The organism is Limosilactobacillus sp. (assembly GCF_022482365.1).
Taxonomy (GTDB): domain Bacteria; phylum Bacillota; class Bacilli; order Lactobacillales; family Lactobacillaceae; genus Limosilactobacillus.
In genome coordinates, this window is sequence record NZ_JAKVPE010000001.1 from 2,222,584 (window position 1) to 2,249,031 (window position 26,448).

The 26,448-nt window shown below is 52.5% G+C and carries 23 protein-coding genes; 10 read left to right on the forward strand and 13 right to left on the reverse strand.

The window, feature by feature from the left end; translation table 11 throughout:
- The first annotated feature begins 186 nt into the window (after window positions 1-186).
- Window positions 187-1,029, forward strand: a complete 843-nt coding sequence (locus LKE23_RS10485; protein WP_291977283.1) for a helix-turn-helix domain-containing protein — start codon at window positions 187-189, stop codon at window positions 1,027-1,029.
- 117 nt (window positions 1,030-1,146) lie between these two features.
- Here the strand turns inward: LKE23_RS10485 and LKE23_RS10490 are convergent, their stop codons facing one another.
- Window positions 1,147-2,415, reverse strand: coding sequence for an oligosaccharide MFS transporter (locus LKE23_RS10490; protein ID WP_291977285.1), 1,269 nt, complete (start codon window positions 2,413-2,415; stop codon window positions 1,147-1,149).
- A 30-nt stretch (window positions 2,416-2,445) separates the two neighbouring features.
- Window positions 2,446-3,417, reverse strand: a complete 972-nt coding sequence (locus LKE23_RS10495; RefSeq protein ID WP_291977287.1) for a glycoside hydrolase family 43 protein — start codon at window positions 3,415-3,417, stop codon at window positions 2,446-2,448.
- 343 nt (window positions 3,418-3,760) lie between these two features.
- Here LKE23_RS10495 and LKE23_RS10500 point away from each other — a divergent pair, with 343 nt between their 5' ends.
- The 7 genes from LKE23_RS10500 to LKE23_RS10530 all read left to right on the forward strand — a co-directional run bounded on the left by LKE23_RS10500 (window position 3,761) and on the right by LKE23_RS10530 (window position 12,025).
- Window positions 3,761-4,651 carry an ArsR/SmtB family transcription factor gene (locus LKE23_RS10500; protein WP_291977289.1) on the forward strand — a complete coding sequence of 297 codons (891 nt, stop codon included), beginning with the start codon at window positions 3,761-3,763 and terminating at the stop codon, window positions 4,649-4,651.
- A gap of 81 nt (window positions 4,652-4,732) precedes the next feature.
- Window positions 4,733-6,337 carry a xylulokinase gene (locus LKE23_RS10505; RefSeq protein ID WP_291977290.1) on the forward strand — a complete coding sequence of 535 codons (1,605 nt, stop codon included), beginning with the start codon at window positions 4,733-4,735 and terminating at the stop codon, window positions 6,335-6,337.
- A 13-nt stretch (window positions 6,338-6,350) separates the two neighbouring features.
- The gene (locus LKE23_RS10510; protein WP_291977291.1) at window positions 6,351-7,082 is read left to right on the forward strand and encodes an L-ribulose-5-phosphate 4-epimerase; all 732 of its coding nucleotides are present in this window, start codon (window positions 6,351-6,353) and stop codon (window positions 7,080-7,082) included.
- A gap of 267 nt (window positions 7,083-7,349) precedes the next feature.
- A complete protein-coding gene (locus tag LKE23_RS10515; RefSeq protein ID WP_291977292.1) occupies window positions 7,350-8,429 on the forward strand; it encodes a GntR family transcriptional regulator in 1,080 nt (359 codons plus the stop codon).
- A gap of 235 nt (window positions 8,430-8,664) precedes the next feature.
- Window positions 8,665-10,029, forward strand: coding sequence for a sugar porter family MFS transporter (locus LKE23_RS10520; RefSeq protein ID WP_291977293.1), 1,365 nt, complete (start codon window positions 8,665-8,667; stop codon window positions 10,027-10,029).
- 155 nt (window positions 10,030-10,184) lie between these two features.
- The gene (araA, locus tag LKE23_RS10525) at window positions 10,185-11,609 is read left to right on the forward strand and encodes an L-arabinose isomerase (protein WP_291977294.1); all 1,425 of its coding nucleotides are present in this window, start codon (window positions 10,185-10,187) and stop codon (window positions 11,607-11,609) included.
- A gap of 89 nt (window positions 11,610-11,698) precedes the next feature.
- Window positions 11,699-12,025 carry a hypothetical protein gene (locus tag LKE23_RS10530; protein WP_291977295.1) on the forward strand — a complete coding sequence of 109 codons (327 nt, stop codon included), beginning with the start codon at window positions 11,699-11,701 and terminating at the stop codon, window positions 12,023-12,025.
- A 253-nt stretch (window positions 12,026-12,278) separates the two neighbouring features.
- Here the strand turns inward: LKE23_RS10530 and LKE23_RS10535 are convergent, their stop codons facing one another.
- The 6 genes from LKE23_RS10535 to LKE23_RS10560 all read right to left on the reverse strand — a co-directional run bounded on the left by LKE23_RS10535 (window position 12,279) and on the right by LKE23_RS10560 (window position 17,170).
- On the reverse strand, window positions 12,279-13,121 hold the full coding sequence (locus tag LKE23_RS10535; RefSeq protein WP_291977296.1) for an aldo/keto reductase: 843 nt from the start codon (window positions 13,119-13,121) through the stop codon (window positions 12,279-12,281).
- A 99-nt stretch (window positions 13,122-13,220) separates the two neighbouring features.
- On the reverse strand, window positions 13,221-13,718 hold the full coding sequence (locus LKE23_RS10540) for a universal stress protein (RefSeq protein ID WP_291977297.1): 498 nt from the start codon (window positions 13,716-13,718) through the stop codon (window positions 13,221-13,223).
- Window positions 13,719-13,785: 67 nt separating this feature from the next.
- The gene (locus LKE23_RS10545; protein WP_291977298.1) at window positions 13,786-14,079 is read right to left on the reverse strand and encodes a hypothetical protein; all 294 of its coding nucleotides are present in this window, start codon (window positions 14,077-14,079) and stop codon (window positions 13,786-13,788) included.
- A gap of 459 nt (window positions 14,080-14,538) precedes the next feature.
- Window positions 14,539-15,843 carry a replication-associated recombination protein A gene (locus tag LKE23_RS10550; RefSeq protein ID WP_291977299.1) on the reverse strand — a complete coding sequence of 435 codons (1,305 nt, stop codon included), beginning with the start codon at window positions 15,841-15,843 and terminating at the stop codon, window positions 14,539-14,541.
- Window positions 15,843-16,328, reverse strand: coding sequence for a YueI family protein (locus tag LKE23_RS10555; protein ID WP_291977300.1), 486 nt, complete (start codon window positions 16,326-16,328; stop codon window positions 15,843-15,845). The genes LKE23_RS10550 and LKE23_RS10555 overlap by 1 nt, the downstream gene beginning before the upstream one ends.
- 101 nt (window positions 16,329-16,429) lie before the next feature.
- Window positions 16,430-17,170, reverse strand: coding sequence for a fructose permease (locus LKE23_RS10560; RefSeq protein WP_291977301.1), 741 nt, complete (start codon window positions 17,168-17,170; stop codon window positions 16,430-16,432).
- A 248-nt stretch (window positions 17,171-17,418) separates the two neighbouring features.
- On the opposite strand from LKE23_RS10560, the gene yaaA reads away from it, so the two are divergent.
- Window positions 17,419-18,165 carry a peroxide stress protein YaaA gene (gene yaaA, locus LKE23_RS10565; protein ID WP_291977302.1) on the forward strand — a complete coding sequence of 249 codons (747 nt, stop codon included), beginning with the start codon at window positions 17,419-17,421 and terminating at the stop codon, window positions 18,163-18,165.
- Window positions 18,166-18,339: 174 nt separating this feature from the next.
- Here the strand turns inward: yaaA and LKE23_RS10570 are convergent, their stop codons facing one another.
- The gene (locus LKE23_RS10570; protein ID WP_291977303.1) at window positions 18,340-18,945 is read right to left on the reverse strand and encodes a TetR/AcrR family transcriptional regulator; all 606 of its coding nucleotides are present in this window, start codon (window positions 18,943-18,945) and stop codon (window positions 18,340-18,342) included.
- A 159-nt stretch (window positions 18,946-19,104) separates the two neighbouring features.
- Here LKE23_RS10570 and LKE23_RS10575 point away from each other — a divergent pair, with 159 nt between their 5' ends.
- Window positions 19,105-23,394 carry a 2-hydroxyacyl-CoA dehydratase gene (locus tag LKE23_RS10575; RefSeq protein WP_291977304.1) on the forward strand — a complete coding sequence of 1,430 codons (4,290 nt, stop codon included), beginning with the start codon at window positions 19,105-19,107 and terminating at the stop codon, window positions 23,392-23,394.
- 183 nt (window positions 23,395-23,577) lie between these two features.
- Here the strand turns inward: LKE23_RS10575 and LKE23_RS10580 are convergent, their stop codons facing one another.
- From LKE23_RS10580 to LKE23_RS10595, 4 genes are all read right to left on the reverse strand, one after another.
- On the reverse strand, window positions 23,578-24,735 hold the full coding sequence (locus tag LKE23_RS10580) for a tyrosine-type recombinase/integrase (RefSeq protein ID WP_291977305.1): 1,158 nt from the start codon (window positions 24,733-24,735) through the stop codon (window positions 23,578-23,580).
- Window positions 24,736-24,818: 83 nt separating this feature from the next.
- Window positions 24,819-25,496 (reverse strand): hypothetical protein, encoded by a 678-nt coding sequence (locus tag LKE23_RS10585; RefSeq protein WP_291977306.1) that lies wholly within the window; start codon window positions 25,494-25,496, stop codon window positions 24,819-24,821.
- Between the two features lie 59 nt (window positions 25,497-25,555).
- Window positions 25,556-25,981 carry an ImmA/IrrE family metallo-endopeptidase gene (locus LKE23_RS10590; protein ID WP_291977307.1) on the reverse strand — a complete coding sequence of 142 codons (426 nt, stop codon included), beginning with the start codon at window positions 25,979-25,981 and terminating at the stop codon, window positions 25,556-25,558.
- Window positions 25,978-26,298, reverse strand: a complete 321-nt coding sequence (locus LKE23_RS10595; RefSeq protein WP_291977308.1) for a helix-turn-helix domain-containing protein — start codon at window positions 26,296-26,298, stop codon at window positions 25,978-25,980. The genes LKE23_RS10590 and LKE23_RS10595 overlap by 4 nt, the downstream gene beginning before the upstream one ends.
- Window positions 26,299-26,448 lie beyond the last annotated feature (150 nt).

Here is a 26,448-nt window from a genome sequence, read left to right on the forward strand (position 1 = left end):
TTAGTGTCCCTGTCTATTTTTGTTGTAATCAAACAATAAATCCGGCAATAGGCAGTAGTCCAAATCGAGAGCGAAGGCGCATGGCTAACGGTCATCTTATAATTAGTGTTATAATAATGGCTGAAGTCATGGTACTTAGTTTTAAGTGGACTTAAGAGAGATAATTATAATTGAGGATGATAACCAATGAAACTCCGTGGAAACGTATTAAAGCAAATTCGCCGCAAAAGGGGCTTATCGCAGACGGCACTCGCCGAAGGAATCTGTACTCAAGCGACGATTAGTTTGATGGAAAAGCAAAACCGCTTGCCGAAGATGGATATCTTAACAGCAATTTGCGAACGGTTAAACATTCCAACTGACCGGATTGTGGAGAACGAGGTCAGCGGGGTCAACGATACCTTTAACCAGGTCGATGAACTCATGACCGCCCACAAGTTTGCCCAGGCCGAAAAGCTGCTGGACACGATCAAGGTCAAGACCCTGGAGAGCGATTTCGATAAGCAGCGTTACTACTACCTGTTGGGGATGGTTCAGGCTGAGAACGACCAAATCGATGACGCGATCTTCAACTTCGAACTGGTCCTGACCCAGTTTGCGACCACCAGTGCCAACGTCTACCTGGCGATGACGACCGCCGGGATGGCGATGGCCTACCTGAAGCGGCATGATCGTGAACGGGCCATTCGGCTGACCAATCGCTCGGTAAAGTTGATTGACAATAAGAAGCTGATTGGGAGCCTTCACCAGTGGGCCTCAATTAACGACCAGATTGCCAACCTCTACCTGAAGCTGGATGATCCGGACAGCGCCATTGAGATGGCTAACCGGGGAATTGAGCTCTGCCGCAAGCACGACTCACTCTTCCTCCTGGATGAACTCTACCTGTGCTTAGGGAAGGCCTACATTGCCAAGGGTGACAACGAGGAGGCCCGCGAAGCCCTGGAAGTTGCCAAGAGCCTCAGCATCGCCCGGCATGGCACCTTGATGGAAGAAGATATCCAGCAGGAGCTGGCTAAATTAAAATAAAGATTGATTAAAGAACCTGCTAGTCGCTGACTAACAGGTTCTTTTGATCCTAAAAAAGGAGCCGTGCTGGGACACGACTCCTTTAGTATATCGAGGTGTAAAAGTTGGTTGACTAGACTACTTGGTGCTTTCCTTTACTTCACCGGCCTGAACAGGGTCTTCCTTGGTCAGGGTGAAGGCACAGATCAGGGTCACAACCCCGACGATGATCCCTAAGATCAGGTAAGTGTGTTGGAAACCGATTTGGTCGTAAAGCTTACCTGCAAAGGATGAGAAGAAGAAGACCGATATCTGTTTAGCAAAGTTCGACGAGAGGGCGTAGACAGTGGCGTACAGACGTAGGTCAAAGGCCCCGGCGATGTACTTCATGATGGAAACCAGCAGCAGTGGCATTTCTAGACCGGCTAGCAGCCGCAGGATAATAACCAGGGTCAGGCTTGGGACCAGGGCGGAACCGATGATCCGGATCGTCAGGATGACCCCGTAGCAGATCAGACCGTTTCGAGAACCAATCTTGTTAATGATCCATGGCATTGGGATCATCAGCAAGAATTCCAATGCCGTCTGGGCACTCGTCATGTAGGAGTAGGCGATGGTCCCTTGAGCGGCGGCGTGGAAGAATGACTTGAAGAAGATAATGAACTGCTGATCGAAGACGTCGTAAATGGCGGAAGTCCCCATGTAGAAGAGGGACAGGATCCAGAAGTTGCGGAGCTTGAAGATGGAGCCAATTTGCTTCATGTCCAGCTTGTTAGAGGTATCTTCACCGGCGGCAGCAACGTTATCCATGTGAATCTTGTCGCTGAAGATGAAGCAGCAGGTCAGGATAACGGCGGCAACGGTACATGCCCAGAAAATGGCGTTCGGGCTCCAGAGGAAGAGACGTCCACCAACCAGGGCAGCAACGGCACCGGCCAGGGAACCACCCATCCGAGAGTGCCCGTATTCGAAGCCGTTGGTCAGGCTGGCCCGCTGAACGTACTGCTCAATGACCGAAACCCCACCGTTCAGCACGAAACTGAGGTAAATCCCGGTGACGATGGCAGCAAACATGCTGTTGACGCCGAGCAGCGGCTTAAAGAGCCATTGGAAGTAAGGGCCGATTAAGATCATCGCTGCGGAGATCGTGATGACCAGGTTTTTCTTCATTACCAGCCGGTCGGAGATGACCCCGAAGATTGGTTGGAAGATCAGTGAGATCCCGGACATCATGGAGAAGACCATCCCGGCCTCGACCCCGTTGAAGTGGGCCTGCTGTTCCAGCCAGAGGGTTAAATAACCAAAGACAATTGCCCAGGTAAAGAAGTAGCTAAAGTGCGTAACTGGGAATCCCCAGAAATCCTTGCTGCGGTGCTGTTGTGGTGCCGCATTTTCTGCATTTTCCATAGTGATTCAATTTCCTTTCTCAAATAGTCTTTATTGATAGTTGTATGGCACCGGCTTGCCAAAGTCCGGCGTGCCGTCTTCACGGTAAGTAAATGGCTTGACGATCGTGTGACGGTTTGGATCGTAGAGCGGATCGCCCTTGATGTCGGTGTAGTTCCGGCAGTGGTAAACCATCAGATCGGTTTCACCGTCTTCAGCGATTGTGAAGGAGTTGTGGCCGGGACCGAATTGGTCGTGGGCGATGTCACTTTGGAAGACCGGTGTAGCGGACTTGGACCAGTTGGCGGCGTCTAGAACGTCGGCGCCGTCGTCGCAGGTCAGCATCCCCATGGCGTAGTTTTCGTCAGTGGCGCTGGCGGAGTAGGTTAAGAAGAGCTTGCCGTTGCGGTGCAGAACGGCTGGACCTTCGTTAACCCAGAAGACCTTGGTTTCCCAGTCGTATTCCGGCTTGCTGAGCATTACCGGGGCGGTCTTCAAGGTCCACGGGTTAGCCATTTCGGCGATGTAGAGGTTGGAGTTCCCCTTGATTTCCGGATCCTTTTGGGCCCAAACGTAGTAGAGCTTGTCGTTTAACTCGAAGCAGGTGGCGTCTAGGGAGAAGGAGTCCATTGGCGTCTTGACCTGGCCGCGTTCGATCCAGTCGTCTTCGTCACGCATTGGGTTGGCCTTGTCGCATTCGATGCAGAACATCCGGTGCTGGAACATCCCGTTTTCGTCGAAGGCGGTCGTTTCCGCAGCGGCGAAGTAGATGAACCACTTGCCGTCGATGAAGTGCAGCTCGGGGGCCCAAATCAGCTGACTCATTGGTCCCTGGTCGTGCTTGCGCCAGATGGTCCGGGGAGCGGCGTGGGCTAGTCCCTCGATCGTCCGGGCCCGCCGAATTTCAATCCGGTTGTAGGCCGGCACTGAGGCGGTGAAGTAGTAGTAGCCATCCGTGTGCTTATAAATATAAGGATCGGCACGTTGGATAATCAGTGGCGCGGTATATTCAATCTTTGCCATGAATAATTCCTCCTAAAAAAGTGCTAATGAATTTTACACGGTAAAATTTAACAAGGGGTGAAAGGGATTTCAATACAAATTCCAGAAATTATTTGACAAATTTTTGCTGGATCAACTAAAATGTTTAGAGAACGGCCGCATAAAAGTTAAATTCGACTGAACAAATAACATTTTAGTTGCTCAAAGCAAAACGAAAATGGTCGTCATAATTCCCTGATCAAAGCCAAACGCCGTAATAATAGTATTCAGCGTGGCTAATGGCTTGTGGAATTGATCACAAGGCCAATTAGATAAGGTCAATGTTTAGGTTACGGTTTTAAGGGACAACTAATGGAGGGATGAGATGGAAACAACGATTTCAAAGGATTATCTGCCGGTCTATAAGGCCCTGGCCAGTCCGGTGCGGTTGCGGTTGATTCAGCTGCTGTCCAAGGAGGAGCTGAGCGTGGCCGACCTGGCGGAACGGATGGGCCTGAGTGCCACGATCACCGCCAGGCACCTGGCAAAACTGGAGCAGGCGCACATCATTCATTTTCAGCACCGGGGCCACAAGAAGATCGCCCGCTTAAAGGTCGATCAGATCAACGTTCATTTTCCCGAGACCATTTATGAGCTATTCAATGTTTACCAGACCGAGGTACCGGTGGGGCAGTTCACCAACTTTTCGGTGGAGCCGTCGTGCGGGATGGCCAGCCGCGTCGGCTACATTGGCAAGGTCGACAATCCGTCCTACTTCATGGACCCGCGGCGAATGGATGCCGGCATGGTCTGGTGGAACAACGGTTACCTCGAATACCAGCTGCCCAACCACCTTGAGGAGGGTGACCAGCTGCAGATGATCGACATCGTGGCTGAGCTGGGGAGCGAATTCCCCTTCTCTAACAATAACTGGCCCTCCGACATTACGATCTCGGTCAACGGCACCGAGCTGGGCTTTTGGACCAGTCCCGGGGACTTTTCGGACGTCCGGGGGAAGTACACGCCTGCCTGGGTACCGAACAACGTCAACCAGTACGGCCTGCAGAAGACCTTCCGGATCACCGACCACGGCACCTACTTGGACGGTCAGCCCTGGTCGACGGTGTCGCTAAAGGACCTCAAATACGATCCCGACCGCTTTGTCCTCCGTTTTGCGGTTAAGTCCACGGCCACCCATAATGGTGGATGTACCATCTATGGCCACGGCTTTGGCAACTACCGTGAGGGCCTCCAGATGAAAGTTTTTTATAGCTAAAATAAATTCAGGTTGATTTGTACGGACAAATATTCTACAATGAGGTTGTTGAAAATAAATTTGTAGGGGGAGGCAAATCCCGTGGATAAGAATGAGATTAAGGATAAAATTGAAAGCGCCAACACCGCGCTAGGTATTGAACTTGGTTCGACCCGGATTAAGGCGGTCCTGGTGACTGACGATTTTCAAACGATTGCTTCTGGTGATTTTGTGTGGGAAAACGAGCTGGATCACAACATCTGGACCTACCCGCTTGAGAAGGTTTGGAAGGGAATTCAGACCAGCTATGCCAAGTTGGCGGCCAGTGTCAACGAACAGTATGGCGTCAGCCTGACCAAGATTGGTTCAATCGGAATCAGCGCCATGATGCACGGTTACATGCCGTTCAACAGTGAAGACCAGCTGCTGGTACCGTTCCGGACCTGGCGGAACAACATCACCGGGGAAGCGGCCGAGAAGCTGACTAAGCTCTTTGGCTTCAACATCCCGGAGCGGTGGAGCATTGCCCACCTCTACCAGGCAATCCTGAACCATGAGGACCACGTCAAGGACATCACCTTTATCACCACCCTGGACGGCTACGTTTCCTGGAAGCTGTCCGGCAACAAGAACACCGGGATTGGGGATGCCTCCGGGATGTTCCCAATTGACGAGGCCACCAAGGACTACGATACGGAAATGCTGAAGAAGTTCGCCCAGCTTCCGGAAGTCGCCCAATTCAGCTGGGACATCAAGGAGATCCTGCCAAAGGCCCTGATGGCTGGTGAGACGGCTGGCCACCTGACTGCCGACGGTGCCAAGCTCCTGGACCCAAGTGGTCAGCTGCAGGCCGGTGCCTTAATTGCCCCTTCCGAAGGGGATGCCGGCACCGGGATGGTTGCCACCAACGCGGTCCGCAAGCGGACTGGTAACATCTCCGCCGGGACCTCGGCCTTCTCGATGGTGGTTCTGGACCAAAAGCTCAACAAGGTGCACCGGGACATCGACATGGTGACCACGCCGGATGGGGCCCCGGTTGCCATGGTTCACACCAACAACTGTTCTTCCGACATCAACGCCTGGGCGAGCGTCTTTGGTCAATTTGCCCGAGTCTTGGGGGTAAACCTCTCACCAAACCAACTCTACGAGAAGCTCTTTGACTCCTCCCTGCGCGGTGATCAGGATGCCGGTGGCCTGGTTAACTTCAGCTACCTGTCCGGTGAAAACATCACCAAGGTGGCTAATGGACGGCCAATGATGGTCCGCAAGCCAAACAGCCACTTTACTTTGGCTAACATCTTTAAGGTGCAGCTCTACTCCGCCTTTGCCCCACTGAAGATCGGGATGGACATCCTCTTGCGTGAGGAACACATTCGCACGGACGTTCTGATTGCACAGGGTGGGCTCTTCAAGACGCCGGTGGTTGCTCAGCAGGCCCTGGCCGATGCGCTGAACACGCCGATCACGGTCATGAGCAACGCCGGTGAGGGTGGCCCATGGGGGATGGCCGTTCTGGCCCTCTACGCCCAGGACAGCAAGAACTTAAGCCTGGCCGACTACCTGGATCAGCTGGTCTTTGTGGACAACGAAAGCTCCACTCTGTACCCAGAACCAGAAAGCGTCCAGGGCTACGAAAAGTTTATCGACAACTACAAGGAAGCCCTGCCGGCTGAACTGGCGGCGGGCGAGTCCATGAAATTAAAGTAAAAGGAGAACAATAATGCTCGAAGAATTAAAGCAAGAAGTCTATGAAGCAAACATGCAGCTGCCAAAGCTCGGCCTGGTAACCTTTACCTGGGGGAACGTTTCCGGGATTGACCGGGAAAAGGGACTCTTCGTCATCAAGCCGTCCGGGGTACCTTACGACCAATTGAAGCCATCCGACATGGTGGTCGTTAACCTGAAGGGGGAAGTTGTCGAAGGGGAAATGAACCCATCCAGCGACACCCCAACCCACACCTACCTTTACAACCACTTCCCGAAGATTGGTGGGATCGTTCACACCCACTCACCATGGGCGGTATCCTTTGCGGCTGCCCGGATGGACATCCCGGCCTTGAACACGACCCACGCCGATACCTTCTACACCGACGTTCCAGCCGCCGATGCTCTGACGAAGGAAGAAATCGAAGAGGACTACGAGGGCAACACCGGGAAGGTCATCGTGCGCTCATTTAAGGAACGGGGATTAGACTACGAGGCCACCCCGGCAGCCCTGGTAATGCAGCACGGCCCATTTGCTTGGGGACCGACGCCGGACAAGGCCGTCTACAATGCTAAGGTTCTGGAAGTCGTTGCGGAGGAAGATTATCACTCACTGCAATTGACGCGCAGGGACATTCACCTGCCTCAGTACCTGTTAGACAAGCACTACTACCGGAAGCACGGTAAGAACGCCTACTATGGCCAAAACAACGCCCACAGCAAGGATCATGCCAAGCATGAGAACTAGATAGGGACTATATTTAACGAGGCCGGTGGAGTTTTCCCACTGGCCTTTTTGATTTTTGAACACTCATTTAACGATAGAAAGTAACTGGGAACTGATCATGGCAAACACGGCTAAAGGGCCGCCCTTAGTCCAGTTTTTGCCTTAAAAAACTTTGAACAGCGCAGGTCGCGCAGAACGTTGCAGCATGTTTCACCAATGTCTTATTTTCTATCCACTAATCACTTGTTATAATGTATTGAAGATCTAGACGGGAGTAACAATGGTGCAATGACGAAGTACGAAAATGTGCGTAAGAGCATGATTGAATCAATCACTTCGGGGCAGTACAAATCAGGCGATAAGCTGCCGACCGAATCGGTACTGATGAAGCAGTATGGAGTTAGTCGCTACACAATCCGGCGGGCCATGGGGGAGCTGGAAAACGAGCACTACATCTACAAAATTCAGGGTGGGGGAATGTACGTCGATGATTGGCAGGCCAATCGTCATCGCCAGGTCACCAATAAGATGATCGGGATCGTAACGACCCACCTGGCGGACTACATTTTCCCCAGCATTATCAGCGGGATTGACCGGGCGATCTCGGGGCAGGGCTACTCCGTCCTGTTGAGCAACACCCACAATGACCACGATCAGGAGCGGCAGAGCCTGCAGCGAATGCTGGAGAGCAACGTCGACGGGCTGATTTTGGAACCGACCCAGAGCGCCTTGCCAAATCCCAACAAGGACCTCTATCAGCAGATTACCCAGTCCAACATCCCGGCGCTCTTTATCAACGCCCACTATGACGAATTGGGACTGCCCTATATCCAATTAAATGATCGTCACATCGAGTATCAGCTCACCAGCCTCCTCTTTAACAAGGGGCACAAGAACATCCTGGGGATCTTCCAGATCGATGACTTCCAGGGGGTAGAGCGGATGCGGGGCTTTATGGATGCCTACGCCCAGCATCCCGAATACTCGTACCTAAGCGACGTGGTCATGTATCAGTCGACCGACGACATGGCGAAGATCTTTAAGAAGACCGCCCGCCACCTGGAGGCCGAGGAACGGCCAACGGCAATTGTCTGCTACAACGACCAGCTGGCCATTCAAATCATGAATGTGGTTCGGTCGCTGGGCTTAAAGATTCCGGACGACGTCAGCATCGTGGGCTTCGATGACTACCTGCTGAGCAAGTACGTCACGCCGGGCTTGACGACGGCGGTCCACCCGAAGAACCGGATGGGGGTCGACGCCGGACGAATGATTCTCTCCATGATCGAGGGGAAAAAGGTGGAACCAATTGTCTACGATGCGGAAATCATTGAACGCAATTCGGTTGCCAATTTAAATAACAAATAAAATCAGGTCGCGTCATAAAAGTTGTTATGACGCGACCTTTTTAATTTACCTGGTTTTAACGGTATACTGCTCATATTCATGCTGATAAGTGACTGACTTAAAGTCGGAAAAAGCTAAATAAATTGTAACCGTTTTATTGATTTATCCGGACGAATAGTTTATAGTATAACTTGTAAGCGCTTAAGAGATTTGTCACATGTGTCTGGTTGATTCAAGTATGTTAGAGGTGTAAAAAGTGAAAAAGACTTCAAACGGATTTATTTACACTTTTGGTGCCTTGGGTGGTTTGCTCTTCGGTTACGATATTGCGTCAGTTTCCGGGGCCATCCTCTTTATCCAAAAGCAACTTCATTTAAACTCCTGGGAACAAGGGATGGTTGTTTCATCCGTTCTGATCGGTGCGATTATCGGTGCCCTCGGAACCAGTAAGTTCCTTGATAAGTATGGTCGTCGTAAGCTGTTGATCTGGGCCGCCATTATCTTCACGATTGGTGCCCTCGGTTCTGGTTTCGCTCCTGAATACTGGACCCTGCTGGTTACCCGGATTATCCTGGGGATCGGTGTCGGGATCACATCTGCTTTGATTCCTGCCTACCTGCACGAATTGGCTCCAAAGAGCATGCACGGTGCGGTTGCCACGATGTTCCAGCTGATGGTTATGATCGGGATTCTGTTAGCCTACATTCTGAACTACACGTTCCAAAGCATGTACACTGGTTGGCGTTGGATGTTAGGATTTGCTGCATTACCTGCAATTATCTTATTCTTCGGTGCACTCTTCCTGCCAGAAAGTCCACGTTTCCTGGTTAAGATTGGTAAGTTGGATGATGCCCGGGCCGTTCTGATGAACACCAACAAGGGCAATGTTGAAGCCGTTAACACGGCCATGACCGAAATTCAAGAATCTGCTCAACAAAAGCAGGGTGGTTGGAACGAACTGTTCAGTTCCGACGTTCGTCCTGCCCTGGTTACCGGACTTGGTGCCGCTATCTTCCAGCAGGTTATTGGTTCAAACTCAGTTATTTTCTACGCACCAACGATCTTCACTAAGGTTGGTTGGGGTGTTGCCGCCGCTCTGCTCGCCCACATCGGGATCGGGATTGTCAACGTTATCGTTACCGTTGTTGCCATGATGATGATGGACCACGTTGACCGGAAGAAGATGCTGACGGTTGGTTCTTGTGGGATGGGTCTGTCACTCTTCGTGATGGCCGCCATCCTGAAGATGGACAGTGGTTCTCAAGCCGCTGCCTACGTCAGTGCCATTGCCCTGACCGTTTACATTGCCTTCTACGCATGTACTTGGGCCCCAATCACCTGGGTTTACATCGGTGAAGTCTTCCCATTGAACATCCGTGGTTTAGGGACCTCACTTTGTTCTGCTACCAACTGGTTAGCCGACATGGTTGTTTCCCTGACCTTCCCATCAATGCTGGCTGCATTTGACATTGACAACACCTTCATCATTTATGGATGCATCTGTGTTCTTTCTATCTTCGTCATTCACCACTACTTCCTTGAAACTCGTGGTAAGTCCCTCGAAGAGATTGAAGCTACGATGCGGAAGATGACTGCTGCCAAGGCCGCAAAGAACAACTAAAAATGATGTAAAAGCCGTGACACCAGTGTCGCGGCTTCTTCAATGAAATTATTCGCTCAAATCATAAAATTGTTATTGATTTATCCGTACAAATTACTTATACTTACAATGTAAGCGATTTTAATAATAGCAATTAGCAAAGGAGATATTTGATTATGTTAAAAACTCCAGAATATGAATTTTGGTTCGCTGTTGGTAGTCAATACCTTTACGGTGAAGATGCCTTAAAGCAGGTTGAAGCAGATGCTCGCAAGCTGGTTGACGGCTTAAACGCCAGCGGCAAGCTGCCATACAAGGTTGTCTTCAAGCTGGTTGCCACCACTGCCGATGGCATCACTAAGTTCATGAAGGAAGTTAACTACAACGACAAGGTTGCCGGTGTCATTACCTGGATGCACACCTTCTCCCCAGCCAAGAACTGGATCCGTGGGACGAAGCTTTTGCAAAAGCCACTCCTGCACCTGGCAACCCAGATGCTGGACCACATCCCATTCGACTCCATCGACATGGACTACATGAACCTGAACCAGTCCGCTCACGGTGACCGTGAATACGAGTACATGAACGCACGGCTTCACGTTCCTGACAAGATCGTCTACGGCTGGTGGAACGACCCAGAAGTTCAAGACGAAATTGCTGACTGGCAAAAGGTTGCCGTTGGTTACGACATGAGCTTCGACATTAAGATCGCTCGTTTCGGTGACACCATGCGTGACGTTGCCGTTACGGAAGGTGACAAGGTTGCCGCTCAGATCAAGCTGGGCTGGACCGTTGACTACTGGCCGGTAAGTGAACTGGTTGACGTTGTGAACGCCGTCAGTGAAGAAGACATCGACGCTGAATACAAGAAGCTGGAAGAAAAGTACGACATGGTCGAAGGCGACAACGACCACGACAAGTACGTTCACTCCGTTCGTTACCAACTCCGTGAATACCTCGGTATCAAGAAGTTCTTGGACGACAAGGGCTACGACGCATTCACGACCAACTTCCAAGATCTGAAGGGTCTGGAACAGCTGCCAGGTCTGGCCGTTCAACTGCTGATGATCGACGGTTACGGCTTCGGTGCTGAAGGTGACTTCAAGTCCGCTGGTCTGTCCCGTCTGATGAAGATCATTGCCGAAAACAAGCAGACCGCCTTCATGGAAGACTACACCCTGGACCTGCGTGCTGGTCACCAGGCTATCATGGGTTCCCACATGCTGGAAGTCGACCCAACCCTGGCATCCGACAAGCCGCGGGTTGAAGTTCACCCACTGGACATCGGTGGCAAGGCTGACCCAGCACGGCTGGTCTTCACCGGTGCTGCCGGCAAGGGGATTGACATTACCCTGTCTTACTTCGACGACGGCTACAAGTTCATCGCCTACGATGTTGATGCCACGACGCCAGAAGCAGAAATGCCAAAGCTGCCAGTTGCTAAGCAGATGTGGACGCCAACTGCCGGCCTGGCTAAGGGTGCCAAGGAATGGATGCACGCTGGTGGTGGTCACCACACTGTTCTGTCCCTCAACCTGACGATGGACCAGATGAAGACGCTGGCCAAGCTGTTCGGCATCGAATTAGTAGTTTGTGACTAATAATCGGGTGACAATTCGCCAATCCTGAGACGGGGGATCATAATTGCTCCCACGAGATTACGTAGATTAAATCAGAGGAGGACTTTACCTTGAAACTACATAGATTAGCGCCAGTGAAAACTGACAAAATGGACACCAACACGATTTACTATCGGCGGTGGACCAAGTTTGAAAAGGTATTTTCAGTTGTTGGCCTCCTGATCCTCTTTACGGGGGTTGGCATTGTTTCCGATATCATCGTGGTGGGAATGTATCTCTACTGCATTGACAAGGTTGATGTTTCACCAGTTGGTGAGCCCAAGAAGCGGCTCTTGATTAAGAAGAGCGAATGGGATCACTACCGGCGTGAACACGGGATCGATTACTGGCATCAACATCAGCCGGCTAAGGTCAAAGCAATGGTACTGAACCACTAATCAATAAGTGCTCCAAAAGTGTATTCCCTTTATGAATGTAAGTTAAATGGGCTGGTGGCTGCTGTCTAGGCCCCGCCTATTCCAATCAATCTATAACAACTCCGAACCGGGCCGCCTGTGCACATGACTCCAATGCACAGGTGGCTCGGCTTTTTAGTAGAAAACAGAAAAAAGCGACTGAGCAATAATTACCTAGTCGCTTTAATGTTAGATCACTATAAGTGTCGCAGCGCGGTAGCTTCCGGACGCCTTTTTACCACTTCTTATTGTATTCGTAGACTAGGGCCGGTTCCTTACCGAAGCGGTGGAACTGGTTGAGAGCGTCGATTTGCTGCATTTCCGCATCGGTCAACGCAAAGTCGTAGATTGCCAGGTTCTGCCTGATCCGGGCTTCGTGGACCGACTTGGGGATAAAGGCCACCCCGTTTTGCAGGTGCCAACGCAAGATTACCTGGGCGCTGGACTTGTGGTGGGCCCGGCCGATTGCGGTCAGGACCGGGTCGTCCAGGATCTTTCCCCGGCCCAGGGGACTCCACGCCTGGGTGACGATCTGGTGATCACGGTCGAACTTGAGCAGGGGCTTTTGGTTGAGCAGGGGATGGCACTCAATCTGGTTGAGCACCGGCATCTCGTGGGCCTGGGTGGCCAGGTACTGGAGGTGGATCTGCTGGTAGTTGCTGACCCCAATCGACCGGGTCAGCCCGGCCTTTTTCAGGTCTTCGAGGGCGCGCCAGGTCTCGAAGAAGTACTTTTCGGTCGGCCAGTGGATCAGGAGCAGGTTAACCGCGTCAAGTTGTAATTTGCTGAGGGAATTCTTAACCGAGTCAATCGTTTTCTGGTAGCCCTGGTTGACTTCGGCCACCTTGGTCGTCACAAACAGCTGGTCCCGTGAAACGCCTAGCTGGTGGAGGGCCACCCCAACCTCAGCCTCGTTCTTGTAGAGCTGAGCCGTGTCAAAGAGGCGATAACCGGCCTCATAAGCGGCTCTGATCGCCGCGTTCATGGTCTCCTGGCCGTGGACTTTGTAGAGGCCAAAACCCTCCTGGGGGATCTGCTGGCCATCGGCGAGGGTGAGCAGCGGAATTGAATTTTCCATTAAATCTTCTCCTTTAATCCTGACTTAAACCATCTTAAAAATGCTCCACAATCAGCGCGGTGCCAAATCATGGGGCATTTTTAGAAGTGAGAAATTATTTTATTTCTTGTTATTGTTCTTCTTCTTTGGATTTTCGATCGGCTTGTTGTCGAGGTCGGTCCGGACAACCAGGACGTCACAAACGGCCATCCGGGTAACGTATTCGGTAACGGAACCAATCAAAATCCGTTCAACGGCGTTCAAACCAGTGGCACCAATCATGATCAGGTCAGCGTTCATTTCCTTTGGAACGTCACGGGCGATGATGGTCTTTGGCGCACCGTACTCGATGGAGTAGCTGACGTTTTCAACGCCGTCCTTCTTGGCGTATTCGATGTACTTATCGAGCGTCTTCTTAGCAGTGTCGGTAACCTGTTCAACCATTGACGTGTCAAAGCTTGAGATGTTTTGGAAAGCCCGGGTATCAACGACGTGCAGCAGACGAAGCTCAGCGTCAGATCCGTTCCGCTTAGTAACGGCAACGGCCTTCTTGAAGGCTAATTCAGCTTCGGCGGATCCATCAACTGGAACCAAAATGTGTTTATATTCTTGTGCCATATTTACTGCCTCCTCATAATCCTTTTACCTTATTATACACTTTCTAAAGAATCGGCGTAAAGCATCCTCAGTGATTCTTTGCCCGGAATTCACTGGTGATTGAGAAGGCCATCTGGGTTTCCAAAATACAGCCGAGGACGACCATGATGACAATGAAGGCGATCGAGTTGGTCCAGGCGGCCACGAGGGTGATCAGGCCGAGGACGGTCATGATCACGCCCCAGATCTGGAGCTGACGGTGAACAAAACTGCTGGCATTGGGGTCGAAGATCATGAAGGCCTTGTGGAGGTGGGTCAAGAAGTAGACCCCTTCGAAGAGGGCGATCAGGGCGAAGAGGGTGACGAAGATTGATAAGAGCATGGTATTCATTTCCTTTTAGTATAAAAATAGGCGGTGGGACAGAACTCGCTTGCGAGTTCGTCTTCCCACCCCCGCGAGGCCGGCTAGGTGTTCCGACGCGAAGCTAGCCTATCTGGCGGGCGTTGATTTATCAACGTTCGGACTAGCTTCGCGTCGCAGCCGGCTACCGCGCTGTAGAATTTATAGCTATATAACAGCAAAGAGGCTGGGTTAATTCCCAGCCTCCGCTATGTACGAAAACTCCGTTGGTGCCGTTAATTGTCATTCAGTGTTGACCTGTGTGTAAGACAGGTGGGACACGGCTGTCTAATCGTCAACTACCAAGTGAAAAGGCATGTTGTTGAAAAAACAAGGCGCTAGTCCCAAAGTAAAAAGACTGTAAGGCAAACCTGCGTTTAGACAACGCGTACACTACAGAATTTTCATATATATGTTAGCATTTTTTGCATCAATAGGCAATCATTTATCCGGATGACGTTGGCCGTGCAGGGCGCCTCGCTGGGCGTTACGCAGCTGCCAGTATTGTCGGTTAAGGGCCGTCTCGAAGGCACCGTTTCGCTTCGGGTGGAAGTACTGGGCATCCTTGATCCGGTCGGGCAGGTACTGCTGGGCAACCCAGTCCTGGGGATAGTCATGCGGGTAAGCGTAGTCGGTTCCGTGACCGAGCTTGGCCGCCCCCTTGTAGTGGGCATCCTTGAGGTGGTCAGGGACTTCGCCGTAGCCGCCCTGCTTAACGGCCGCGATGGCGGAATCGATCGCCTCAATCCCGGAATTGGACTTGGGTGAAAGGCAGAGCTCAATCACCGCGTCCGCCAGGGGAATCCGCGCCTCGGGGAAGCCCACCTGCTGGGCGGCCTGGACCGCGGTGACGGCACGCTGGGCGGCCGGCATGTTGGCTAATCCGACGTCCTCGTAAGCAATGACCATCAGCCGCCGGGCAATGCTGGGCAAGTCGCCGGCTTCGACCAGGCGGGCCAGGTAGTGGAGGGCGGCGTCGGTATCGGAGCCACGGATTGACTTTTGAAAGGCCGAAATGACGTCGTAGTGGGCGTCACCGTCCTTGTCCGCTCCGAGGGCCTTCTTCTGAACACTCTCCTCGATGATCGGCAGGGTCAGGTGAATCTTGCCGTCCTCAGCCGGGTCGGTTGACTTGGCCGCCAACTCCAGCCCGTTGAGCGCGCTGCGCAGGTCGCCATTTGTGGCGGTGGCCAGTTGCTCTTCGGCCGCCGGATCCAGCACGATTGCCAATTTGCCTAAGCCACGCTCCTTATCCGTCAGGGCCCGCTGGATGGCGGTCTTGATGTCGTCTGCGGTCAGGGGGTGGACCGGGAAGATCTGGGTTCGGCTGCGGATGGCGGGGTTGATGCTGATGTAGGGATTTTCGGTGGTGGCCCCGATTAGGATGATTCGACCACTCTCGAGGTGGGGGAGGAGAAAGTCCTGCTTGGCCTTGTCGAGCCGGTGGATTTCATCGAGCAGCAGGATGACCGTGCCGCTCATCTTGGCCTCCTCTACTACGACCTGGAGATCCTTCTTGGTGTCAGTAGCGGCGTTGAGCTTGCGGAAGGCATACTTGGTCGAACCGGCGATGGCACTGGCGATGCTGGTCTTTCCGGTGCCTGGCGGTCCATAGAGGATCATCGACGAGAGCATCTTGGCCTTGACCATCCGGTTGATGATCTTGCCCGGGCCAACCAGGTGCTGCTGGCCGACGACCTCCTCGAGCGTGCGGGGCCGCATACGGTAGGCGAGGGGCTGCTGCATTATTCTTCCCCCTTCCCGTGAAAAAGGCGGTAGAAGAAGCCGTGCTTAGGCGTCGCGTCCGCAGCGGGTGACTTTTCGCTGGCGACCAACTGGGGGTAGCGCTTGGCGACGTCGACGGGGGACTGGTAGACGGCCGTCTTGGCGGCGACCACCACGGCCAGGGAGTCGGGATTCGTCTTGAATTCGGGATCCGTCTTCATGGTGAAGGTGCCACCGTTTTGGTTGGTGGTCAGCAGGTAGGGGTGAATCTCTTCGTGGGGGAGGTTGCCGTTTAGGAAGACCAGGCTGCCAACGCCCCGCTTGAGTTCTTCGACCAGGGCGGCCTGCCAATTTTGCGCCCGCAGTTCCCGGACACTGATGGTCAGGCAGACCCGTTCGCGGAAGGTCCCGAGGTACTTGCGCTGCTCGTCGGGCTTGATCTTCGGCGTACCGTAGATGGCATTGTCGATCCGTTGCTGGGTCGCTGATTTTTCGCTTTCCGTCATTAATTAATCGTCCTTTCCGCTGAATAGTTACCCCCTGATTATAACAGTTTCTACCTTTAATCAATAAAAAACAGCCTGCCAAAAGCAAGCTGCTAGAAAATTTAGTTACCGACGTCGAGGGCCTGGTGGGTCAGCTTTGGGAAGATGTGCTTGTCGGCCCAACCGGTGATGGCGCCTTGGAAGGCCAGGGCGAAGAGGGTGCCAAGCCCAAAGTTGTAGAGGCCGCCCTGCATCACGGCCGCGATGATCGCCATGATCGTCGGCGGAATGTAGGAAAGCCACATCGCGACGGTGGCGTTACCGTGGCAGTAACGGAAGCGGATGATCTGAAAGAGGTCATCGGCCGGGTGCAGAACCAGGTTGGCTCGCTGGTAGATCGAAATGGCGGTCCCGATCAGGGCAACCCCTAAGAAGTTCACCAGGACGTACAGGATGATCATTGGCAGGCCGTAAGCGTTCGGCATGATCTTGTTGAAAATGTTGGAGAACCACTGGATGAAGACCGAGAACGGCAGCATGAAAATGAAGTTGCCGCCGATTCGCTTCCAGTCCCACTTGTGCATCAGGATAGCGTTCAAAACTGAGGTTAACATCCCCAGCACCATGAAGGCCCAAAAGAGGGTCATTGAGTTGTCGCCTAAGACTGCGAGTCCCAGGTTGTTCTCGGCTGCCGTCCAGTAGGCCGACCCCAGAAACTGGGGATGAATGTGTGAACTGGTGACCAGGGTCAAAACGTTCCCCATCGAGTTAATCACGATGGAGAAACCGAAAAATGCCCAGCTAGCCGTCAGGGAAATGGTTCGTTTCCCGATCTGGCCTTCTGCTGGAATGCTGTTTTCCATTTAAAACACTCCTTCTCTTATCTCTCTCAATCAATTCGTGAAGCTATTCACTCATCTCTCGGAGCATAATTTACAACGCTGACCGGGGGATGTCAATCGGCTCTGACACATGGAAGCAGCCACTATAAATTTATTAATGATCATATATGCTAACCGGTTGACATACACGTGATTTAATACACGAAGAAAATTTTTTGAAAAAATTTTCGAAACTGGTAATCTAGAGAAAAAGAAAGGTGGGCGTGCCCATGAAAATCATCATTTCCCCGGCCCGGACGATGCAAGTCGATACCGATTCGCTGCCCTATCGGGATCTCCCGCAATTTCTGCCCCAGGCCCGGCAGATCCTGGCCTGGATGCGGACCCAGACCTATGACCAGCTGCACGAACTGTGGTGGCACTGCAGCACGCGCCTGGCCCGGACCAACTACCAGTGGCTTCAAGAAATGGACCTGACCCGGGAATTGACCCCGGCGATCATTGCCTTTTGCGGCCTGCAGTACCAGGCGATGGCTCCCGACGTTTTCTCCGACCAGGGCCTGGACTATATCGAAGAGCATCTCCGGATCCTGTCCGGCTTTTATGGACTTCTCCGTCCCTTTGACGGGATCGTTCCTTATCGTCTCGGGATGGGTGACCGGGCCCACGTCGACGGAACGAAGAACCTCTATGAATTTTGGGGTGATCGGCTTTACCAGGAATTGTATTGTGATGACGATTTGGTGATCAACCTGGCCTCCAAGGAATACGAAAAGGCGGTGCGGCTCTACCTCCAGCCCAGTGATCGGTTTGTGACCTGCCTTTTCGGCGAGGTGGCGGGCGACCGGGTCAAGCAAAAGGCCACCCGGGCGAAGATGGCCCGGGGCGACATGGTGCGCTACCTGGCGGAAAATGCGGTTGATAGTCTGGACGGCTTAAAAGCTTTTGATGTTGCCGGCTACCGCTACCGGCCAGAGTATTCAACTGCCGAGCGGCTTGCCTTCACGAAGGAATAAAAAAGGCGGTGGGACAGAACTCGCTTGCGAGTTCGTCTTCCCACCCCCGCGAGGCTGGCTAGGCGTCCTGGGCGTTGATTTATCAACGTTCAGGATCCAGCCAGCTACCGCGCTGCAGCATTTATAGCTATATAACAGCAAAGAGACTGAGTTAATTCTCAGCCTCTTTTCTATTTATTCCGGATTCAATCCGAGGACGTGCATGTGACCATAGAGGGCCAGCTCGACAAACATGTGGGCCAGCTGACGGGCGTCGATTTGGTGGTCGGGGCCGTCGTGAAGCCACCAGGAGAGGACGTTGGTGAAGATTGCCAGGATGTAGGTGATGACCAGGTCGAGCGGGATGTGGCTTTCCTGGTCGATGCCGAACTGCTTTAGGACGCCGCTGATGTTCGCGGTGAGGATCGGCTTGAGCTGTTGCTGGAGGGCGCGTGAAGGAGTACCGTCGATGATCAGGAGCAGGATGTCACGATTGGCGGCGCAGTCTTCAAGCACCCCGGTCAGCGTCTTCTCCAGCTTGGTCAGCATCACTTTGCGGTTTAAGAAGAGCAGGGGGTTGCGTAGGGGAGTGAAGAGGCCGATCGCCTGGTTAAAAATCTGGTTGTAGAGATCCTGCTTGTCGTGATAGTGGGCGTAGAAGGTCGCCCGGTTGACCATCGCCTTCTCCGCAATCTCCTGAACAGTAATGGCGTCGATATCTTTTTCCTTGGTGAGGGCGATGAAGGCGTTGATGATGTTTTGCTTCGTCCGCCGCACCCGCATATCTTCCTGAAGGGTCATCGAAATTACTCCTTTCAATCTAATCCAACACAATGTCGGGATCTGTTGCCTAACAAACAGACGACAAAAATTTGACGATTGAATGTTGCCTTTTTTTGATAAAAAATATACTTATTAATATTATACACACTGTTGGAAAAATATCGGGAGGAATTTAAGATGACTGAAAAACTCTTTGGCGGAATTGATGTCGGTTCGACCACCGTTAAACTGGTGGTCATGGACGCCGATCATCAGACGCTCTTCTCCCGTTACGAGCGGCACTACGCGGATGTTAAGGCTGCTAGTGAACGGGTTATTAAGGAAGCAATTGGCGAATTGGGCGGCGAACGGCCAATTTCGTTTACCATTACCGGTTCCGGTGGGATCGGTCTGGCCAACCTGCTGCAGCTGAAGTTCATCCAGGAAGTGATCGCCTGCACCAAGACGGTTGAGCAGCTGATCCCCGAGACCGATGTTGCCATCGAGCTCGGTGGTGAGGATGCCAAGATCACCTTCTTCGGCGATTCATTGGAACAGCGGATGAACGGGAGCTGTGCCGGTGGGACCGGGGCCTTCATCGACCAGATGGCGGTGCTCTTGGACACGGACGCGGACGGCCTGAACAAGCTGGCCCGCAACGCCGAAAAGATCTACCCAATCGCCAGCCGGTGCGGGGTTTTCGCTAAGACCGACGTTCAGCCGCTGATCAACGACGGGGCCCGCAAGGAAGACATCGCCGCCAGCATCTTCCAGGCGGTGGTCAACCAGACGATTTCCGGCCTGGCCGCTGGGCACAAGATTGCCGGCCACGTTGCCTTTCTAGGTGGCCCACTTTACTTCATGGACCAGCTGCGGCACCGTTTCATCGAAACCCTGCACCTGACGGACGAGGAGGTCATCTTCCCCGAGAACCCGCAGCTCTTCGTTGCCCAGGGGGCGGCTCTCTACGCCGTGGACCAGCCTGAACTGTCGCTGAACATCCTGCTCGACCGGCTGGAAAACGGGGACTCCTCCGTCCTGGCACCATCCCATTCACTCGACCCGCTCTTTAAGAACGAGGACGAACTGTCCGCCTTCCGCCAGCGCCACGCCAAGGACCGGGTTGAATCCGGCGACCTGGCAAACTACCACGGAACGGCCTTCCTCGGCATTGACGCCGGTTCAACGACCACCAAGATCGTGCTGATGTCCGCCGACCACAAGCTGCTCTTCACCGAATACGACAACAACGACGGGGACCCGCTCGAAAAGACCAAGCAGATGCTGCACGACCTGGTGGCCAAGATGCCGGATGACGTCCGGATCGGTAAGGCCTGCGTGACCGGTTACGGTGAGCATCTGATCAAGAATGCCCTGAACGTCGACCTGGGTGAGGTGGAAACGGTGGCTCACTACCAGGCGGCCCACTACTTCCAGCCGGACGTTGACTTTATCTTGGACATCGGTGGCCAGGACATGAAGGCAATGACCGTCAAGAACGGGGCCCTCGCCGACATTAAGTTAAACGAGGCCTGCTCGTCCGGATGCGGATCCTTCCTGGAAACCTTTGCCTCCGGGCTGAAGTACAACATCCGTGACTTCGCCCAGGCGGCGCTTCTGGCCAAGCACCCGGCCGACCTCGGTTCCCGGTGCACGGTCTTCATGAACTCCAAGGTTAAGCAGGTTCAAAAGGAAGGGGCCACGATCGGTGACATTTCCGCCGGCCTGTCCTTCTCCATCATCAAGAACGCCCTCTTCAAGGTGATCAAGATGCGCAGTGCCGACGAGCTCGGCGACCACATCGTCTGCCAGGGGGGGACCTTCTACAACGACGCCGTCCTGCGGGCATTTGAAAAGATTGCCGGGGTTGACGTGATCCGGCCAAACATCGCCGGTTTGATGGGGGCCTACGGTGCGGCCCTGATTGCCCAGCACAATTACCAGGCGGGTGACCACACCAGCCTGCTGTCCCTTGATGAGATGGAGAATCTCTCCTTTGAAAAGGAATACATGCACTGTGGGGGCTGTGCCAACAACTGTGAACTGACGCTGACGATCTTCAACGACGGGCGCAAGTTCGTCACCGGGAACCGGTGTGAACGGGGTGAAGCCAGGGCGTTGCGGATCCACGGTGATGCGCCGCGCAACAACGGAAAGGTCAACCTGGTTGAGCGCAAGTACAAGGAGCTCTTCAAGTACCGGCCGCTGCGCAGCAAGCTCGCGACCCACGGAACGATTGGTCTGCCGCGGGTCCTCAACATGTACGAGGACTACCCGCTGTGGGCAACCTTCTTTAAGGAACTCGGCTTCCGGGTTATCCTGTCGCCAAAGGGGACCAAGCAGCAGTACGACAAGGGGATGGAGACGATTCCGTCCGACACGGTCTGCTACCCGGCTAAGAACGTTCACGGTCACATCATGGCCCTGATTGCCAACCGTCACGTCGACCGGATCTTCTACCCGGCCGTTGTCTACGAGCTCCAGGAAAAGAAGGCGGCCAACAACCACTTCAATTGCCCAATCGTTCAGTCCTACCCGGAGGTCATCCGCAACAACGTCGATGAAATCCACAGTGGCAAGGTCGACTACCGGGATCCATTCCTGAACCTGGCCGACCACGAGTCAACCGCCGAAAACCTTTACCAGTGCTTCAAGGACCTCGGTGTCACCAAGCAGGAGGTCAAGAAGGCACTGGAGGCCGGCTACCAGGAACTGGACAACTTCCACCAGAAGATCCACAACTGGGGTGAGGACACCCTGATGATGCTCAAGCAAAAAGGCGAGCATGGGGTTGTCCTGGCGGGGCGGCCATACCACCTCGACCCAATGATCAACCACGGAATTTCCCAGATGATCACGGCGGCCGGTTTCCATGTCCTGACCGAAGACTCGATTGCCCACCTGGGTGACGTCAAGGGACTGCGGGTTGTCAACCAGTGGTCCTACCACTCCCGGCTCTATGCGGCGGCGCGGATCGCGGCCAAGACGCCGGAGCTGGAATTCGTTCAGCTCAACTCCTTCGGCTGTGGCCTGGATGCCATCGATACCGACCAGGTCGAAGAAATCATGAACCAGTACAACCGGCTCTACACCTGCCTGAAGATCGACGAAGGGGACAACCTCGGTGCCATCCGGATCCGGATCCGGTCGCTTAAGGCCGCCATCAAGGAACGGACCGAGAAGCAGATCCATCCGGAGAAGCTCTTCGACAACCCGGTTCCGGTGAAGTTCACCAAGGAAATGAAGAAGGAAAAGTACACCCTGTTGCTGCCGATGCTGTCGCCAATTCACCAGCACAACCTGGTCGACGTTGCCCTTCAGGCATCTGGCTACAACGTTGTCAACCTGCCAATCAAGGACCGGCGCTCGGTCGATGTCGGGACCCGCTATGTCAACAACGACGCCTGCTATCCGGCGATCATCTCGATCGGGCAGATGGTCGAGGCCCTGCAGAGCGGCAAGTACGATCTGGATCACACCGCGGTGATGATGAGTCAGACCGGTGGTGGCTGCCGGGCAACCAACTACATTCCGCTGATCCGGAAGGCCTTGAAGGACGCCGGTTTCCCACAGGTACCGGTTGTTTCGATCTCGCTGGGGAACCAGGGGGTTGAGTCCACGCCGGGCTTCACCTTCACCCTGCCGCTGATCAAGCGGGTTTCGATCGCCTTCCTTTACGGGGACCTCTTCGAACGACTCGTTTACCACACCCGGCCGTACGAGGTGGAGAAGGGCGCGGTCAACGCCCTCTACGCCGACTGGCTGGATCGGGTCCGGCCGAACGTCGAGAACGGCAGCTTCAAGGAATTTAAGCGCAACGTTCAGGCGATCGTTCACGACTTCGACACCATTCCGCTGCGCGACATCGTTAAGCCGAAGGTCGGGGTTGTCGGTGAAATTCTGGTCAAGTACTCACCGATTGCCAACAACGACATTGTCGGCACACTGGAGGCCGAGGGGGCCGAAGCGGTTGTTCCAGACATCGTCGGCTTCATGAACTACTCGCTCTACAACCAGGTTTACCGTCACCAGCACCTGGGCGCCAAGAAGAGTTCGGAGCTCTTCGCGGCGGTCCTGCTCAAATTGATCAAGCAGGCCGAAAAGCCAATGGACGAGGCACTGCGGGCTTCCAAGCGTTTCGAGGGGATTACCCCATGGGACGAGGTCGTCGCCGGTGCCAAGCCAGTGCTTTCCCTCGGGAACATGACCGGGGAAGGTTGGTTCCTGCCGGGTGAAATGGTGGAACTCCTGCGTTCCGGCGTCAAGAACATCGTCTGCATGCAGCCGTTTGGGTGCCTGCCGAACCACATCGTCGGCAAGGGGATGCTCAAGGAACTGCGGCGTGAATACAAGGGTGCCAACCTGATGCCGATCGACTACGATCCGGGTGCCTCCGTGGTCAACCAGCTGAATCGGATTCGGCTGATGATGGCGACTGCCAAGAAGAAGGCCGCCGAAGACCAACAGGTTCCAGAAACAGTTGAATAATGAATAAAGCGTCACGACAGGAACGTCGCGGCGCTTTTTGATTTTGATAATCTTTGACAAACAAAAAAAGCACTCCCAAATGGGAATGCTTTTTTAACAACAGATAATCGAGATTACTTGTTGTAGAATGTGGGCTGGTTTTGGCTGATTTTTGGTAGCTTTCAAGGGTGTCAACTAGACATTTTAATCATTGCTGATCTTGGCTTTTTCTGAAGCTGGGACACCATTCGGGACACCTAACTGTGATAGGGCATCATCAATCTGCTTATCCGATCTTGCTCTCAGCTCATCAATCAGATAGGCATAAGTGTTTGCCGTGATAGTCATGTTTGCATGGCCTAAGCGTTTGCTAATGGCATAAAGCGGGACGTCATGAGCAAGCAAGTAAGCAACGTGAGCGTGACGAAGACTGTAGAAGTGGAAGTTTTCTTTATGCAGGCCACAATGCTCCATCATCAAGCGTAGGGTCCGGTTAACCGATGAAGAGCCGACCATCGTTTTATAGGTTGGATTTAGAAAGACCATCTCATCATCGTTGCCTTTGAGCTGTGCTAAGGCATCTAGCAGCTCTTGACTGGCGTGAATCGTTCTAACTGATGACGGCGTTTTAGTAGGCCCGAAGCGTTCATCAGGTGCAGGGTTCTTAATCCTATAGTTCCAAGTCTTAGTGATCGAGATGGTCTTGAAGTTGAAATTAATGTCGTCCCACGTTAGCCCTGCAATCTCAGATAAGCGCATACCGGTGTAGATGATGGTTAGAATCATATACCTAACTGGAAAGGCTGGACGGAGACTCTTCTTTACGTACTCGGTTAAAGTATTCAACTCTTCGATGCTGAGATACTCGACCTTACGAGTTAGCTCTTCGTTCCAGACCAGTTCGATGTTCTCAGCAAAATTACGAGGGATCACGCCTTCAAAGACGGCTTCTTTCAAACACGCTTTAATTCCTGAGTTGACTTTGCTAACCGTCTCCTTTGAATGATCCTCTCCAAACGAATTAATGAATAGCTGGTACTGGTGTCGGGATATGTCGCCAATCTTTTTTCTTGGGAAGTTTTTCTTTACAACGTTGATTACATAATTGTAGAAATTCTGAGTAGATTTGGAAACTTTGTTCTTTTTAAAGGCTGTATACCAGTCCTCATAGTAGTCGGCAAAGTAGGGATTCTTAGTGGAGATTATGCCACCGTACTTTTGTTCCTCCATCTTAGCTCCGTAGGCCCTGGCTTGCGTTTTAGTCTTGAAACCAGCCTTTGACTTCTTGTGCTGCTTTCCGGTTGCGTCACGATAAGTTACACGAACCATGTAACCATTGCCTTTCTTTACTATCTGAGCCATAAGCTATCCCCTTTCAAACATATGTTCTTTGAGTGTTATTTTTAAACCCGTCAATTTCGACGGGTTTAGTTTTTTACTGTGATTTACTTTTTAACAAGTTGAATTTGTTGTAGCTCAGTATCAAGTGTCTGCCCGTCTGAAAGGGTAGCCGTGACGTGTGTTACCTGACCGGTATCTGAGTCTGACTCGGTTCCAAGAATTTCGTTAATATCACCATCGGAAGTAGTAAGATTGCCGCTGCCTTGAGTAGCTTTAATTTCGTACCGTCCGGGCTTAATGTCTTGGCCAACTTTCCATTGACCAGCTGACAATGTTGTCTGGTATGTGCGCTTAGACGGGGTAGGCTTAAAATCAGTCGATTGAATACCTTCCAGTTTGATTGTTTCGCCCTTGTGCAAATCAACCGTGTAGGAAGTGACTTGGCCTTCATTGTCGTCTGCTTCCGTGCCGAGAATCATATTAATGCTTCCGGACTTGTTGGTGAAATTTCCACTCCCACTGGTTGGTGTAACAGTATATCGCCCAGGCTTAATATCTTGGCCAACCTTAAAAGCCCCAGCACCGAGCGTTACCTCCTTAGCGGTGTTTTTAGCTGGCTTACTAGTTTGTGATGAAGAGTTGCTAGATGAAGAATTAGAAGAGTTATCATCGCTTCCACTTTCCATTCCTCCGGCAGCTAATACAAAAATGATAGCAATTACCCAGAACCACCAACGTTTATACCAAGGTTTCCGTTTCCCATTATCTAACCTACTTTGCATTTGTATGTCCTCCCTATAGTTCCAGCTTTTAACGTCTTCAGTATTTGGACACATGCTAGCTAATACATCTTCGCAATCTCTTTAGTAACGACATTAGTGAGGTATCCTGGCACATCAAATGCCCTCATGAAGTTGGCACTGTTAGCCAGTTCCCGGTCTGTTTCTTGACAATAGAATGGCACCAGCAGTTTAACCGCTCCAACGTTGGCCTTGTACTCAACGGACTCTTTTCCAGTGAATGAAGCATGGTAGTAGACCACATCGCCAGGGTCGCCATGAATGACGTGTGCCAGCTCGTGGGCGAACTGAAAAATGATCTCACGAGGGTGGTGCCAGTCGTAGTTCATGACTACGCTCCGATATTCATAGCTGCTACCTGGTGGTGTGATCGGTGATAAATGAGCCCACTGGACTTTGATGTGGTACTCATCGGCCCGCTCTTGTAAGTAGTCGCGGGCTTCCTCCACTTGATATTGATAGTTCATTGCTTACCACCCCGCAGGAGACGTTTCATATACTCCAGATCTTCCGGTGGAATTTGCCGACCTTCGTAGGTGAAGACTGTATCTTCATCTGCCAGGTCGGCTGTTTTTGTTTTATCAGTTTCACGGCCTAGCAGATAATCCGTTGAAACATGGAAATAGTCGGCAACCTTAGCAAGCTTGTCCGAAGAAGGTGTTGATTTTTTCCACTTATAAAGATAGTTTTTGCTAAATCCCAATTCTGCTTCTACATCAACAATATTTTTTCCTCGTCTCTCAGATAAATGCTTTATCCTATCAAATACGGTAACATCGGCCATAATAAACATACTTCCTTATTTTTTGTCTTCTTCTACCAAAAAAGATAGAAAAACTGTTGACATCTACCAAATAAGGCAATATACTTAGCATTGTAAGTTAACGAGTTAGCAAGTATCAAGCCAAACGTGGCAATGTTCTTAGCAAACTAA

Coding starts and splice junctions, on each gene's coding strand:
- LKE23_RS10580 (WP_291977305.1), bottom strand. CDS start 24,735: ATGGCTCAGATAGTAAAGAAAGGCAATGGTTACATGGTTCGTGTAACT.
- LKE23_RS10500 (WP_291977289.1), top strand. CDS start 3,761: ATGGAAACAACGATTTCAAAGGATTATCTGCCGGTCTATAAGGCCCTG.
- LKE23_RS10575 (WP_291977304.1), top strand. CDS start 19,105: ATGACTGAAAAACTCTTTGGCGGAATTGATGTCGGTTCGACCACCGTT.
- LKE23_RS10540 (WP_291977297.1), bottom strand. CDS start 13,718: ATGGCACAAGAATATAAACACATTTTGGTTCCAGTTGATGGATCCGCC.
- LKE23_RS10485 (WP_291977283.1), top strand. CDS start 187: ATGAAACTCCGTGGAAACGTATTAAAGCAAATTCGCCGCAAAAGGGGC.
- LKE23_RS10555 (WP_291977300.1), bottom strand. CDS start 16,328: ATGACGGAAAGCGAAAAATCAGCGACCCAGCAACGGATCGACAATGCC.
- LKE23_RS10595 (WP_291977308.1), bottom strand. CDS start 26,298: ATGGCCGATGTTACCGTATTTGATAGGATAAAGCATTTATCTGAGAGA.
- LKE23_RS10515 (WP_291977292.1), top strand. CDS start 7,350: ATGACGAAGTACGAAAATGTGCGTAAGAGCATGATTGAATCAATCACT.
- LKE23_RS10545 (WP_291977298.1), bottom strand. CDS start 14,079: ATGCTCTTATCAATCTTCGTCACCCTCTTCGCCCTGATCGCCCTCTTC.
- LKE23_RS10590 (WP_291977307.1), bottom strand. CDS start 25,981: ATGAACTATCAATATCAAGTGGAGGAAGCCCGCGACTACTTACAAGAG.
- LKE23_RS10585 (WP_291977306.1), bottom strand. CDS start 25,496: ATGCAAAGTAGGTTAGATAATGGGAAACGGAAACCTTGGTATAAACGT.
- araA (WP_291977294.1), top strand. CDS start 10,185: ATGTTAAAAACTCCAGAATATGAATTTTGGTTCGCTGTTGGTAGTCAA.
- yaaA (WP_291977302.1), top strand. CDS start 17,419: ATGAAAATCATCATTTCCCCGGCCCGGACGATGCAAGTCGATACCGAT.
- LKE23_RS10510 (WP_291977291.1), top strand. CDS start 6,351: ATGCTCGAAGAATTAAAGCAAGAAGTCTATGAAGCAAACATGCAGCTG.
- LKE23_RS10570 (WP_291977303.1), bottom strand. CDS start 18,945: ATGACCCTTCAGGAAGATATGCGGGTGCGGCGGACGAAGCAAAACATC.
- LKE23_RS10490 (WP_291977285.1), bottom strand. CDS start 2,415: ATGGAAAATGCAGAAAATGCGGCACCACAACAGCACCGCAGCAAGGAT.
- LKE23_RS10495 (WP_291977287.1), bottom strand. CDS start 3,417: ATGGCAAAGATTGAATATACCGCGCCACTGATTATCCAACGTGCCGAT.
- LKE23_RS10550 (WP_291977299.1), bottom strand. CDS start 15,843: ATGCAGCAGCCCCTCGCCTACCGTATGCGGCCCCGCACGCTCGAGGAG.
- LKE23_RS10560 (WP_291977301.1), bottom strand. CDS start 17,170: ATGGAAAACAGCATTCCAGCAGAAGGCCAGATCGGGAAACGAACCATT.
- LKE23_RS10535 (WP_291977296.1), bottom strand. CDS start 13,121: ATGGAAAATTCAATTCCGCTGCTCACCCTCGCCGATGGCCAGCAGATC.